General features: G+C 65.9%; 9 protein-coding genes. 3 read left to right on the forward strand and 6 right to left on the reverse strand.

What is annotated here, in order from left to right; translation table 11 throughout:
* Window positions 1-357: 357 nt before the first annotated feature.
* Window positions 358-1,464: an ATP-binding protein gene (locus AC1AYN_RS05340; protein WP_476532458.1), complete on the forward strand. Its 1,107-nt coding sequence runs from the start codon at window positions 358-360 to the stop codon at window positions 1,462-1,464.
* A 115-nt stretch (window positions 1,465-1,579) separates the two neighbouring features.
* Here AC1AYN_RS05340 and ilvC (AC1AYN_RS05345) read toward each other — a convergent pair whose 3' ends face one another.
* From ilvC (AC1AYN_RS05345) to AC1AYN_RS05365, 5 genes are all read right to left on the reverse strand, one after another.
* Entirely contained in the window at window positions 1,580-2,632 is a 1,053-nt protein-coding gene (gene ilvC, locus AC1AYN_RS05345) for a ketol-acid reductoisomerase (RefSeq protein WP_034529598.1), read from the reverse strand.
* Between the two features lie 951 nt (window positions 2,633-3,583).
* The gene (gene ilvC, locus AC1AYN_RS05350) at window positions 3,584-4,636 is read right to left on the reverse strand and encodes a ketol-acid reductoisomerase (protein ID WP_476532459.1); all 1,053 of its coding nucleotides are present in this window, start codon (window positions 4,634-4,636) and stop codon (window positions 3,584-3,586) included.
* 432 nt (window positions 4,637-5,068) lie between these two features.
* The gene (locus tag AC1AYN_RS05355; protein ID WP_476503136.1) at window positions 5,069-6,433 is read right to left on the reverse strand and encodes an MFS transporter; all 1,365 of its coding nucleotides are present in this window, start codon (window positions 6,431-6,433) and stop codon (window positions 5,069-5,071) included.
* 489 nt (window positions 6,434-6,922) lie between these two features.
* Entirely contained in the window at window positions 6,923-8,113 is a 1,191-nt protein-coding gene (locus AC1AYN_RS05360; protein WP_476532460.1) for a LacI family DNA-binding transcriptional regulator, read from the reverse strand.
* Window positions 8,114-8,313: 200 nt separating this feature from the next.
* A complete protein-coding gene (locus tag AC1AYN_RS05365) occupies window positions 8,314-9,972 on the reverse strand; it encodes an MFS transporter (RefSeq protein ID WP_476532461.1) in 1,659 nt (552 codons plus the stop codon).
* Between the two features lie 506 nt (window positions 9,973-10,478).
* On the opposite strand from AC1AYN_RS05365, the gene AC1AYN_RS05370 reads away from it, so the two are divergent.
* Both AC1AYN_RS05370 and AC1AYN_RS05375 read left to right on the forward strand, forming a co-directional pair.
* Window positions 10,479-11,831, forward strand: a complete 1,353-nt coding sequence (locus tag AC1AYN_RS05370) for an FtsX-like permease family protein (RefSeq protein WP_476532462.1) — start codon at window positions 10,479-10,481, stop codon at window positions 11,829-11,831.
* Complete coding sequence (locus tag AC1AYN_RS05375; RefSeq protein ID WP_476532463.1) at window positions 11,828-13,267, forward strand: ATP-binding cassette domain-containing protein; 1,440 nt, start codon at window positions 11,828-11,830, stop codon at window positions 13,265-13,267. Before AC1AYN_RS05370 ends, AC1AYN_RS05375 begins: the two co-directional genes overlap by 4 nt.
* A gap of 307 nt (window positions 13,268-13,574) precedes the next feature.
* On the opposite strand, the gene AC1AYN_RS05380 is transcribed toward AC1AYN_RS05375, so the two are convergent.
* Complete coding sequence (locus tag AC1AYN_RS05380) at window positions 13,575-14,390, reverse strand: HD domain-containing protein (RefSeq protein ID WP_476532464.1); 816 nt, start codon at window positions 14,388-14,390, stop codon at window positions 13,575-13,577.
* Window positions 14,391-14,505: the final 115 nt, after the last annotated feature.

A 14,505-nucleotide genomic window follows, 5' to 3' on the forward strand; every position in this document is an offset into this window, starting at 1 on the left:
GGGAGAGACCCCCACCCACCCCCACTTTGCCGCTTTTGACTCCCCCGATTCCATCGGCTCCGTGCCAAATGCGTCGCCCCCACGCCACCCTTGGCACGGAACCACCTCTGAGAACCACATCAGCATCGCATCCGTGCCAAATGCGTCGCCCCCGCACCACCCTTGGCACGGAACCACCGCTAAAACGGCCGTCAGCGTCGTTTCCACGCCAAGCATGGAGCAGAACCGACGCCGTGCGCCGCAAGCGCGCGACTCCCCCTCCCCGACCCCAGCTTTTGATTCTTTTGATATTTTTGATTCTTTTGATTTCTTTGATACCGTGGCAGTGACGATCATTCCGATGACGGGAGACGCATCATGCATGCTACGGAGAATCCATTCAAGCCCACGGCCGGAGGCGAACCGCCCCTGCTCATCGGCCGCGCCAAAGTCATCCGCGACTTCGAAAAGGGACTGGACAACGGCGTCGGCGCCCCCGGACGCATCATGCTGGTGACCGGCGCGCGCGGAACCGGCAAGACGGTGATGCTCACCGTCTTCGGCGACAAGGCGCGCGCCCGCAAATGGGACGTCATCGAAGAGACCGCGTCCATGGGACTGTGCGAACGGCTTGCCAACGAACTGCACAATCACGATGGCATGCTGGACCGCATCTCCGTGAAGCCGTCGGTGAGTTTCGCTGGGGCGAGCGTCAGCCTCGGCGAGGCGGAACTATCACCGAAACGCATGCCGGAGACCCTGCGCAAGGCCATGTCCCGCAGACTCGACGTGCTGGAGAAGCATCATCGCGGCCTCCTCATCACCATCGACGAGACGCAGGCCGCCGACCGCAACGATCTCATCGCCATCGCGACCGCCATCCAGCATCAAATCCGCGAACGTCGCAACATCGCCATCGTGTTCGCAGGGCTTCCGCAGATGGTCTCCGACCTGTTCAACGACGAGGTCATCACCTTCCTGCGACGGGCGAAGACCAACGTGCTCACCGACGTGCCCATCGACGACGTGCGCGACGCCTTCGCGACCACGTTCCGGTCGTCCGGCATGACCATCGACGACGATCAGCTGCGCACCGCCGCCGAAGCGACGGCCGGATACCCGTACATGATCCAGTTGGTCGGATACTACGTGTGGGACGCCGCCGACCTGCGCGAATCCGACGTCATCACCGATCAGGACGTCGCCGACGGCATCGCCGAGGCACGCGACGATCTCGACAACGCCGTGTGCATCCCCGAACTGCACGGACTGTCACGCAACGACAAAGCGTATCTGGAGGCGATGGCGGAGGCCGACGGCCCCTCCGCCACCGCCGACGTGGCACGGCGCATGGGACGGACCGACAACTACGCCGCCACCTACCGCAAGCGACTGCTCGACGCCTACGTCATCCGCGAGACCGAACGCGGCGAAGTCGATTTCGCCGTTCCCTTCCTCCGCGAATACCTGCGGCGGACCAAGTAGCGCGGCAACGCGATAACGCGAAAGGCCGCCGCTCCCCACGTATCGGGGGGAACGGCGGCCTATTTACTTGCTCCCGCTGGCGGGAGCGGAATACGATGCGCTCACCGCGACAGGCTCACTGAACCTGGGCGCGGGCGATCTTGCCGGTGAAGGAGTTGGCCTCGTCGGCGTCCTTCACGCCGTCCTTGTTCCAGGAGAACATGGCGCGCAGCTTCGGGCCGACGGTCTCGATGCGCTCGTTGGAGTACTTCTCCTGCAGCTCCTTGAAGTGCGGGGCGCCGGCATCCTGGTCGTCGATGAACTCCTTGGCGAAGGAGCCGTCCTGGATGCGGCCCAGGTGGTACTCCATGCGCTTGCGGCAGTCCTCGTTGATGACGGTGTTGGTGTAGTCGCCGTACTGGGCGGTGTCGGAGCAGGACCAACGGGCCTTGTTGAGGCCGCCCTCGTTCATCAGGTCGACGAGCATCTTGAGCTCGTGGCAGACCTCGAAGTAGGCGATCTCCGGCTGGTAGCCGGCGTCGGTGAGGACCTCGAAGCCCATCTCGACAAGCTTGTTCACGCCGCCCATGAGGACGTTCTGCTCGCCGAACAGATCGGTCTCGGTCTCCTCCTTGAACGTGGTCTTGATGGCGCCGGCGCGCAGGGCGCCGAGGGCCTTCGCGTAGGCCAGGGTCAGCGCCCAGCCGTCACCGCGCGGGTCCTGCTCGACGGCGACGACCACCGGGACGCCACGGCCGGCCGCGTACTCACGACGCACGATATGGCCCGGGCCCTTCGGGGCGACCATGAACACCGGGTGATCCTCGGACGGCTTGATGTAGCCGTAGTGGATGTTGAAGCCGTGGGCGAAGGCGACGGCCGCACCCGGCTTGATGTTCGGCTCGATGTCGTCCTTCCAGATGTTGCGCTGGTACTGGTCCGGCGCGAGGATCATGATGACGTCGGCCTCGGCGGCGGCCTCCGGCACGGACTTGACCTCGAGGCCCTGCTCCTTCGCGAAGTCCACGGACTTCGAGGTGGGACGCAGGCCGACGACGACGTCGACGCCGGAATCACGCAGGTTCAGCGCGTGGGCGTGGCCCTGCGAGCCGTAGCCGATGATCGCGACCTTCTTGCCCTCGAGCACGGAGAGATCACCGTCATTCTCATACCAGATCTGTGCAGCCATGGTGGCACTCCTTTACTTGCGTACCGTCGCACGGCGGCGGTCGATGCGCCGGTCCGACGACGCCCGCCGGCATCGCCCCTGCGGGGCCGCCGTCGGTCGCGTCCAACCGGTTCGACCATTCGTGCGAACGGCACACGGTGTCGTTATGTGGTTGCGCGTTATGCGTTGGCGCATGTTGCGCGGGTAGGTGGTCCGCCGGTCGCGCGTGCGTGGTGACGCGTGCGTTGTGCGTTGACCGGATGACCTCGATCGTGCGGGATTGTGTCCCGTGAACTGCGCTCAATCCTAGCGATATTGCGGTCGGATAGTGGCCCACGTCCATGATTCGGGCCATCATCCGACCCATTCCCCCGCATCGTGGACAGCCGGGACCTCATCTCATCGCGTCGCCCCACCGACCATGGCGCAACCACAGACACGGCGCAACTTTTCCCGAAAAACACCCCTGTCGTCCGGAAATCGTTGCGCTGAAACACCTCCAGCACAACTTTCCCCGGGAATCATCCCCATCACCCGGGAATCCTTGCGCCCCATTCCCCAACGCAAATTCCCAGCGCAATTTTTCCCGGGAATCACCCCTGTCATCCGGGAATTGTTGCACTGAACCGTCACCAGCACAAGAAATCCCGGAAAACAGCCCCATCACCCGGGAATCCTTGCGCTGAGACCGAGTCAGCACAAAGATTCCCGGAGCATAGGCCGAATTCCCGGGATTTATCGCGCCGAGGACGGGGCGACCGATACGGGGCAGACGACAGCCGCCGACCGGCAATCGAGGCCGACAACCGCCGGCAAAGAAACGAAACCCAAAAGACCCAAACAACCAAAACAACAGAAACAACAGAAACAACCAAAAAGGCCGCCACCCGTGGTAAACGGATGGCGGCCTTTCACCGACCGATATGGTCGCCCGGCCGCGTCCTCATCGGACGGGAGCCGGGGCGGACAAGCTCACTGAACCTGGGTACGAGCGATCTTGCCGTTGAAGGACTCGGCCTCGTCCTGATCCTTGGCCGGGCCGTTGTTCCAGGAGAACATGGCGCGCAGCTTCGGGCCGACGGTCTCGAGGTGCGGGTGGGAGAACTCCTCCTGCAGCTTCTTGAACTTCGGGGCGCCGGCGGCCTGGTCATCCATGAACTCCTTGGCGAAGGAGCCGTCCTGGATGCGCTTGAGCTGGTACTGCATGCGCTTCTTGGTCTCCTCGGTGATGACCGTGGAGGTGTAGTCGCCGTACTGGGCGGTGTCGGAGCAGGACCAACGGGCCTTGTTCAGACCACCCTCGTTGGCGAGGTCGACGAGCATCTTGAGCTCGTGGAAGACCTCGAAGTAGGCGATCTCCGGCTGGTAGCCGGCCTCGGTCAGCACGTCGAAGCCCATGTCGCACAGGTGGTTGATGCCGCCCATGAGGACGTCCTGCTCGCCGAACAGATCGGTCTCGGTCTCCTCGGTGAAGGTCGTCTTGATGGCGCCGGCGCGCAGGGCGCCGAGGGCCTTGGCGTAGGCGAGGCACAGCGGCCAGGTCTTGCCATCCGGATCCTGCTCGACGGCCACGACGACCGGGACGCCACGGCCAGCGGCGTACTCACGACGCACGATGTGGCCCGGGCCCTTCGGGGCGACCATGAAGACCGGGTGATCCTCGGACGGCTTGATGTAGCCGTAGTGGATGTTGAAGCCATGGGCGAAGGCCAGAGCGGCACCCGGCTTCAGGTTCGGCTCGATGTCCTTCTTGTAGACGGCGGCCTGGTACTGATCAGGCAGCAGCACCATGACCACGTCGGCCTCGGCGACGGCCTCGGCGACCGGCTTGACCTCGAGGCCCTGCTCCTTGGCGAACTCGACGGACTTGGAGGTCGGACGCAGGCCGACGACGACGTCGACGCCGGAGTCACGCAGGTTCAGCGCGTGGGCGTGGCCCTGGGAACCGTAGCCGAGGATGGCGACCTTCTTGCCTTCGAACACGGAGAGGTCGGCGTCCTTCTCGTACCAGATAGTTGCTGCCATGATAGGCACTCCTTTATGTTGTTCAGTGTGCCGAACGAAACTGCACGTCCGACAATCGGTGAGATTGCTGACGGCCTTCGGCGAGAAGGATTGTGTCCTTGTGTCGGGGAAAGTCATCGGTTCACTGGGGACTATTTCTAGTCCCGCAGTGGGCGGCGCGGTCGCCCGCGTCCAAATATTGAATTGAATTTTCAGTTATGGAATCAAGCCGAAATCAAACGCGATTACAGCTGGAAAGTTTGGGGGATTCTCATTCCCTGCGCCCCTCCCGCTGGCGGGAAGTGGCGAGGGCTTTCTCCGGCCCCCTCTGACGAGGGGGCTCCCGCGAAGCGGGTGGGGGAGAGATAGCTGGAACGTGACGGCCCGCAATATCTCTCCCTCAGTCCGCCTGCGGCGGCCAGCTCCCTCGTCAGAGGGAGCCAAGGGAAGACGTCACTTCGTGAAATCGACGTCCTTGGTCTCATGGCAGGAGAGCACGGCGACGAGGCAGCACAGGGCCATCACACCGAGGTAGATGCCGACGGAGTGGACGCCCCAGTGAGAGCTCAGCCAGGTGGCGATGGTCGGCACGAAGGCCGCGCCGACGATGGCGGCGAGGTTGTAGCCGATGCCGGAGCCGGAGTAGCGCACGTTGGCGTCGAACAGCTCGGGCAGGAAGGCACCGATCGGGCCGAACGCGGTGCCCATGAGGGCGAAGCCGACGCACAGGAAGACCATGTTGGCGAAGAAGTTGCGCTGGCCGACGATCTCACCGTTCAGGAGGAACGGGAACAGCGCGGCGAACACGACGAGCAGCACGGAGGACGTGATGATGACGCGCTTGCGGCCCCACTTGTCGGCGTTCACGCAGGAGATCACGATGAAGGCGGCGAACACGCAGATGGCGATCATGAGCATGAGCAGGTATTCCTGGTTGGTGAAGCCGAGGCCACCGCCGCCCTCGCCCTGTTCCTTGGTGCCCCACGCGAGGGACCAGGTGGCGAGCGTGTAGAACAGCGTGTAGGTGACGGCGACGAGGAACGTGGCCTGCAGGACCTGCTTCCAGGACTTGCGGAACACCTCGGTGAGCGGGGACTTGACGACCTTCTTCTGCTCCTGGGCCATACGGAAGATCGGGGTCTCCTCCATGTGGACTCGGACGACGAGGCCGATGATCACGAGCACCGCGGAGAGCAGGAACGGCACGCGCCAGCCCCAGGCGAGCATCGCGTCGGAGTCGTTGAAGGTCTCAAGCAGGAAGTAGGTGCCGTTGGAGAGGAAGAAGCCGATCGGGGCGCCGAGCTCCGGGAAGGAGCCGTAGAGGGCGCGCTTGTCCTCAGGCGCGTTCTCGGTCGCGACCAGGGCCGCGCCGGACCATTCGCCGCCGAGGCCGATGCCCTGGATGAAGCGCAGCAGGCACAGGATGGCGACGGCGAAGACGCCCGCCTGGTTGTAGGTCGGCAGGCAGCCGATGAGGAACGTGCCGATACCCATCGTCATCAGGGAGACGACCAGCGTGGTCTTGCGGCCCATGCGGTCGCCGAAGTGGCCGAACACAAGGGAGCCGAGCGGGCGGGCGATGAACGCGATCGCGAAGGTCAGCAGGCTCATCAGCAGCGCGACGGTCGGGTTGTCCTTCGCGGAGAAGAAGATGTGCGGGAAGTAGTTCGCCGCGGCGGTGCCGTAGGCGTAGAAGTCGTAGAACTCGATGGCCGTGCCGACCATGGAGGCGGCGATGACGGTCTTCACGGAATCGTGGGCCATCGCCTGCAGCTTGCCTTCAGCTGCGTTTTCAGCCGTTTCCTCGACTGCACTCATGGGATTGTCTCCTGAATTGGATGGGGTTTCTCTCTCTATTTCGCGGAATTCCATCGCACGCCCTGATCTTGTGGATCGTGGCGGGCGGGCAATGAAAAAGCCCCGCATCTCATGCAGGGCTTGAAACGTGATCAATCGCTCTCGCCCTGCCTTCGCTGACGGGGCTCAAGCTTGTAAGCCGATCATGCCGCCAGCGAAGACGGAATAATAATTCGTGCGGACAGCAGAGCGACGTTGACGAGGGTCAGAACGGACTCATCAACGGTGGTATCGGCAGTGTATCCAGTCATCGCGGCGGCCTCCTTTCGGTCTAGAAGTTTGTCCTCCGAGCGGTTATCGCTCGAACTGGTTCCACACCATAGGAGCGCCGTTCCGCCGCCGGCCACTGATGTTCACTATGTGAACCATGCGAATTCGTCGCATTTTCCCATCACATTCCCGTAACCTGCGGGACAGGTCGCAGCCACCACCGCGGCCACCGCGCCGCCGTCACCGCGTCGAGTCGGCCTTGCGCAGGACGAGCGGCACGAGCGTGACGCCGCGCTCCCCCGCTCCGTCATCATCGCCATCATCGACAATCGCAGCGTCACCGGCACCACCGGCACCGACAGCCGCGCCATCCTCACCACCACCACCGATCAGCGCGATCATCCGGTCGACGATCGCGTCGGCAATCGTACCGAAATCCTGCGCGACGGTCGTGAGCCGCACGCCGGCCGCGTCGACGAGATACGTACCGTCGTACGCGACGATCTGGAGGTCGTCGGGCACGCGGATGCCGCGCCTCGCCGCCTCCTGCACGGCGAGCGCGGCGACGACGTCGTTACCGACGATCGCGTCGACGGGCGGCACGGCGGCGTCCGTCGCGACGGGCGCGACGCCGCCGTCACCGCCGTCGACGTTACCGGCATCGCCGCTGTCGACCGCGCGTCCGCGACGGTCGAACAGGCCGCGCACGGCGGCGACGTATCCGGCGAAATCGTCGACGCCGCCCGACTCGACGTACTCGTGCGCGATGCCGGCCGCGTCCAGCTCGCGTTCCAGCGTGAGGTAGTAGCGCACAGTGGGGAACGTGGATTCCGGATGCGGGCCGTCCGACGGATCATCGTCAGTCAGATCGTGGAACTGGGCGCGCGGACCGCCGACCAGCGCGACGTGACGCGCGCCGGACGCGATCAGCTCGCGCGCGACGATGCGGCCGCCCTGCTCGTGGTCGGACCGCACCGACGGCACGCCTTCGCCGAGATAGCGGTCGAACGCGACGACCGGACGGCCGATCGACGTCCAATAGTCGGCGGGATGACGCGTGTGCGCGGCCATGACGATGCCGTCCATCATGTGCCGGCGCAGCATGTCGATGTACTCGGATTCGTCCTTGCCGGTGTCCGCCACCGAGCACAGGACGACGCGCATGCCGCGCGCCGAGAATCCGCGCTGGAGGGCGGCGACGAACGTGGCGAAGAACGGGTGACGGACGGTCGGCACGATCACGCCGACCATGTTGGTGCGGTCGCGGTAGAAGTTGCGCGCGAGCTCGTTGGGGATGTAGCCGAGCGCGTCCATCGCGTCCTGCACGCGTTTGCGCATCTCGTCGGACACGTATCCGGTGCCATTGACGACGAGCGACACCGTGCTCACCGAGGTTCCGGCCCGACGGGCCACGTCGCGCATACCGACCATGCACCACTCCCCTTTCGTCGTATCGCCATTATGGCGACTATCGTACCCGCAAACCACATCCAGTCGGTTCCCGCCGACAACCCCCTCAGTCGCGCTTCGCGCGCCAGCTCCCCCTCAAGGGGGCGCAAAGAAGCCGCGGTCCCACCGCCTGTCCGAATCGCACTAGCTCCCCCTCAAGGGGGCGCGGGGATAAGGAAGTCCTACTTGCGCAGGAAGAACGCGGCGAGCGCGACGCATACGATCGCGGCGGGGAACACCGCCACGTAGCCGAGCGACGCGGGCGCCACGACGATGGCGAGCGCGCCGGCAAGAGCGCCGATCACCACGCCGACCGGGCGGGCGTTGCCGTAGACGCCGAGCGTACGGCCCGCGTCGCGCGCATCGGGCAGCGCCTCGATGACGAGCGGCTGGACGAGCGCGTCATAGAGTCCGACGGCGAATCCGGCGAGGAACGAGAAGACCATCAGGCTCTTTTCGCCGCCGATCACGGCAATCGCCAAACCCACCGCCAGCGCGATCGCGTACAGCACGCACGTGCAGACGACGGCCGCGCGCGAATCACGCCACCACGGCCCGAATCCTTCGACGAACTTGTCGGTGATCGCGCCGGCGGACTGCGTGGCGAGCAGCATGCCGGCGAACGAGGCGAGCGCGAGCAGCGCGATGAGCACGCCGGACGGCAGCGTGACGGGGGCGGACGTGAACACGGGCTGGTCGCCGTACACCGAGAACCGCACGACGTACCACAGGTAGGCGCCGGTCATCGCGACGGCGGCGCTGACGAACACGCGCGACCAGAACAGGCGGCGGAACGTCTTCGCCTCCGCGCCGTGCGGCAGGCGCAGCGACGCCGCGGCGAACACCTCGCGCCAGTCGAACCGCTTGTGCGGCTGTTCGACGCTGGAAGGTTCCTGCGGCCAGACGACCACGGCGCCCACGCCGGACACGGTGAACAGGACGGCCGCGCACAGGAACGGGTTGAACGCGCCGAAGCCGACGGCCAGGCCGCCGACCACGCCGCCCGTCGCCTGGCCGGCGATCACACCGATCGCATACCAGCGTTCGATGCCGTCGCGGAACTTGTCCGGCACACGTTCGGCGAGCGCGGCGGCGAGCGGCGCGACGAGCATCGCGTAGGAGAACTGCAGCGCGACCCACAGGACGACGAGCAGGGAGACTGCGGTGGCGGCTCCGAGCGCGAGCGCGATTAGCGCGGACAGGATGCCGCCGCCCACGAGCCACGGCGTGCGGCGGCCCAAGGTCACGCGCGTGCGGTCGGAGAGCGCGGCGACCAGCGGCATGAACACGAGGCCGAACAGGGCGCCGACGGCGAGCAGCGCGGCCAGCGGCCAGACGAGGTCGGCGGGCGGCAGGGCGGCCGCGGCATCGGCGAGGGGCGCGGTCACGCTGTTGCCGCTGCCGTTGCCCGAAGCGACGGCGGGGACGACTGCATACAGGCCGACCGCGTGCGCGATCTGGTTCGGGACGGCGACGAGGTTCAGCGCGGCCCACGGCGCGGTGATGAGCAGCGCGCCCGTCGCGAACCCCCACTTGAGGCGGGAGAGCTGCACGACGTCGGGGCGTTCGCCGTCGGCGGCGACCATCGGGTCGCGCATGTCGAGGAACGACGACGCGTAGTCGGGCACGGCGGCATCGACCTTGGCGGCCGCGACGACCGACGCGGTGCCGTCGGCGGCGAGGCGGGCGGCCTGCGCGGTCGGCTGTTCGGCGGACGCCTCCGGGGCGATGCGGTGCGGGTCGGCGGCGAGACGGGAGACCGAGGCCTTGTCCTCGGCGCTCAGCGCCTTCTCATAGTCGGGGCGATCGTCGATGCCCGGCCTCACATATGGCTCCATCATGATGGACTCCTTCCCTTTCCCTATGTCTCTCAGTACCTCGTTATACCTCTACACCTCTCTTTATTGTCCCACTCGCCGATTCGTTCGGGCAGGGTTTTCGGTGGTGGTTTCGGCCGTGGTTTCCCGGCTCGCCAACCCCCTCAGTCGGCTTCGCCGACAGCTCCCCCTGAAGGGGGCGCAAGGAAATGGCCCTTTTGCGCCCCCCTCAGGAGGAACAGCGACGGGGGAGCAGACCCGCTCGCGATATATTCTTTGCTCCCCCTTTCAGGGGAGCTGTCGCGCTTTGCGCGACTGAGGGGGTTCTGCCGGCCCCGAAACCCGGACCGTTCCCAGCCACCTCACAGCATCAGGCAAGAGAACCCCCACATTTGCCGACATACTGTCTTACTGTTATAGCGAAACGCGCGCGGGCCTCGACCATGCCCGGTATCTCGGCCACACCGGCCGGCCTCCGCTGGCATCCCGCCCCGCGCGCATAGGGATATAGAGGACTGGAGAAGCAGCTTATGTTCGTTCTCACCAACGCCTGGCGTGCCGTGACGCGCCGCTGGGCGATCTCGGCGTTGACCGTGGTGGTCACGCTGCTCGCATCGTTCGGCACGATCGCCTCGCTCGCCATCGTGCAGGAGAACGACACGGCGCACGGCAGCGCCTACGACGCGCAGACCCCGAACGCGGTCCTGCGCCCGACCGCCGCCACGCAGGCGGCGATGAAGTCCGACGACGCGAAGGCGACCACCGCCCACTACCTCACGTTCGACGACTACACCCCGTACGCGGTCGCCGCCCAGGAGAAGGGCGTCTCGTTCACGTACACGTTCATGGAGACCATTCCGGTGCGCCAGACCGCGAAGTTCAAGGCGATCGCCGGCACCGCGGACACCGACTCCTCCGCCGACAAGACGGGCGGCGAGTTCCAGCTGCGCTCCTTCTACGACGGCAAGACCAAGCAGGACAACGATTACGGCCAGTACACGATCGTCGACGGCAAAGCGCTCAAGTTCACCGACACCTCGTTCACCGGCGCGCTGATCTCCAAGTCCGTGGCCGAGAAGAACAACCTCAAGGTAGGCGACAAGTTCAAGGTCGCCGATCCGACCGACAAGTCGAAGACCTATGAGCTCACCGTGCAGGGCATCTACCAGTACAACGACGATTCCGCCAGCGCCACCGGCACCGGCGGCAAGTACGCGAAGGACAACCGCGAGAACGTGATCTACACGGCGTACGCCACCACGTACACGCTCGGCCTCGACAAGCTCGACGACTCCAAGGCGAAGAACACCTGGTCGATGCCGAAGCTCGACATCATCTTCGACTTCAGCGACGTCGCCACCTACAACAAGTTCGTCACGCTCGTCAAGAAGGCGAAGCTGCCGAAGGGCTACACGCTCGAATCCCCCTCGCTCGAGGCCTACACGAAGTCGATCGAGCCGCTCGCCTCTGCCGCGTCCGGCGCGCGCGTCGCCCTGTGGGCGTTCGCGCTCGGCGGCTGCATCGTGCTCGCGGCGCTCACCATCGCGCGCACCTGGTCCGGCCGCACGGACGAGATCGGCATGGCGCTCGTCTCCGGCGTGACGAAGCCGCGCCTCGGCTGGCAGTTCATGGTCGAGACGTTCATGCTCACCGTGGTTCCGGCGGCGGTCGGCCTCGTGGCCGGCGGCCTGGGCGCGGGCGCCATCGGCGCCGCGCTGGCCGGCGGCCACGCCACGCCCGTCACGTCCGGCATCGTCTGGCCGTTGGTCTGGGAGTCGATCGGCATCGTCGTCGTGCTCGCGATCGTCGCGATGCTGCGTCCGGCGACGTTCCCCAACGCGAATCTGTTCAAGGCATCGGAGATTTCGGAGGACAAGGCATGAGCGAGAAGGATATCGACAAGAACGAGACGATCGTCGAGAAGAAGGACGACGCCGCGACCGACGAGACGGCCGCCGACGAGACCGCCATCGACGAGACCGCGGAGACCGCCGGGAAGGATGATTCCGCTGAGACGGACGAATCCGCCGAAACGGACGTGGACTCCACGGAGTCGTCCTCGGAAGCCACGGAAGCCGCTGACGCGGATGCGGACGACGGCATCACGGATGCCGACATCAACGCGCAGCCGGTCGAATTCAGCATCGTCTACGACGAGGACGGCGACGCGCAGATCGCGTTCGATCCGGACGCCATCGACGATGCCGACGATGCCGATGATGCCGACGATATCGACGAAACCGACGAGACGGATGACACCGCGGAAGGCGACGCCGCGCCGGTGGCCGTTTCCGGTGAAACGGCCACCGCGGGCGAGCCCGACGCGGACGCCGACGACGCGACGGATACCGGCGAAACGGACACCGCCACGGACGACGACGAAACCGTCAACGAAACCGACGCACCCACGGCACCCGCGGAAACCGCCGATACCGAAGACACCGCCGAGGACAAGGCGGCCGACGCGAATCCCAAGGAGACGAGCGCGGCAGCCACGGCGGCGAACGCGCGACGCGTCAACGAGACGCTCGCGCTGGCCGCGAAGCACGCGACGCTCGACGCGACCGCCGACCCGAACGAGATCAAGGCGTCGGTGAAGCGTTCCGAACGCGCGCTCGACAAGCAGGTCGGCGACCGCGTGCTGCTCAAGTCGTACCCGACGTTCTCGCTCAACCATGCGACCACGACGAACCGCAAGACCGGGCGTCACGTGCTCGACAACGTGTCGATCGCCTGCTACGCGGGCTCGCTGTACGCGATCCGCGTGCTGCCCGACGCGGACGATCCGGAGCAGCGCGTCACGCTGATGGAGGTGCTCGGCGGCTACCAGCTGCCCACCTCCGGCACGGCGATGACGAAGAGCTCGAACCTCGCGGAACTGGAGATCAACGAACTGCGCGGGCATCGGCTCGGCATCGTGCCGCAGCGCTACGCGGTGCGCGGCGACCTCGACGCGGAAGCGAACGTGCGGTACGCGATGGACGCGTCCGGGCGCACGTACCTGAAGCCGAAGCCGGTGATTGCGCGCGAGTTGCTCGACCGCGTCGGATTCTCCGAGGCGACGAGCGGGCGTCCGGTGGGCGAGCTGCCGCTCGTCGAACAGCGCCGCGTGGCGATCGCCCGTGCGATCAGCTGTGAGGCGGACGTCGTGATCCTCGACGAGCCGACGAAGGGCTTGGATTCGGATGATGCGGCTGTGATTCTGCAGCTGCTCGCCTCGATCGCGCACGCCCGCGACCCGAAGCGCGCCGTCATCATCGTGACGTCGTCCGACGAAGTCGCACAGGCCGCCGACCAGACCTTCCCCCTCGCCGACTGAGACCAATTCGAATCGGCCCCCTCTGACGAGGGGGCTCCCGGCGAAGCCGGGTGGGGGAGAGACACCGGCCGCAGGCCGCAGGAAATAGAATCGGCCTTCGGCCGATGCAGTATCTCCCGCGCCCTGCGGCCGCTCCTCTACTCTCCCCCAGTCAGCCTTCGGCTGACAGCCCGACCGCGATTACGGGCAGCCTTCGGCTGGCCTCAAATCGGCTCGCCTGCCGGCTCGCACATCGCCTACAAACGCCTCCGGCGTTTGCTCCACGGCGATGTCCCATCAGAGGGGGCCACATGTGTAGGCACAGCCCTCACACGATGACCATGCCGTATTCCTTGGCGAGGGGGCGCACGTCGACGACGCCGTACTGGTCGAGGAGTTCCAGCCAGCGGCGCTTGTTCTCTTCGCCGAAGCGGGCCGCGCGCTTCGTGTAGCTTTCCGCGGTGACGAACTTGGCGGGTAGCGACTTGCTGTTGTACTTGTCCGCCACCATCACGGTCTCCTGTTCGAGGTTGACCGGCACGTAGTCGGCCGGCGGCAGCGGCAGCTCCTGGCGGATCACGTCGTCGCGCGTCAATCCCACACCGGTGTGGTTGCGCGCGAACTGCGCGATCTCCTCGTCCACGCCGTTCTCCAGCAGGTACTCGTAGCCGAGCAGGCCGTGCTTGATGTATTTCTTGCCGGCGAATTTCAGCGGTTCGCCGTCGGTGCCGTCATGCTTGAGCACCTTGTACGTGCCGATGTCGTGCAGCAGTCCGCCGATCGTGACCAGATGCTCGTCGATGAGCCGCGGCGGCACATGCCCGCCGGTCACCCCGTCGGACGGCGGCACGGCGAGAAGATCGCGCGCGGTTGACTCCCCGGACACACCAGCCCCGGCGGCGGCGCCCTCCCTCGCCTCGATTCCGGCGAGCACCGCCTCCGCACCCGCCGCGGACGGCGCGGCCAGCTCCGCCGCATCCTTCGGCAGGGTGCAGCGGCGCGCGAACAGCATGTTCTGACGATGCGCGAGCATGCGGGCGATGCGCGCGACGATCACGCAATGCGTGTGAATCAGGTCGTACGCCTCTTCGGAAGGCGCGATCTTGTGGTGAAGCTCTTCGATCTGCTCAAGCGTAGGAACCATACCGCCATTGTATGGCGGCCTCGGAACGCGCCTTTCCGTAGGCGGTTTCCGCATTCCATTGGAAACCATACGTCGGAAACAGTCAGAAAATGACAACACCCTCAGTTGCAAAACC

It is taken from the genome of Bifidobacterium sp. LH_413 (assembly GCF_056357015.1).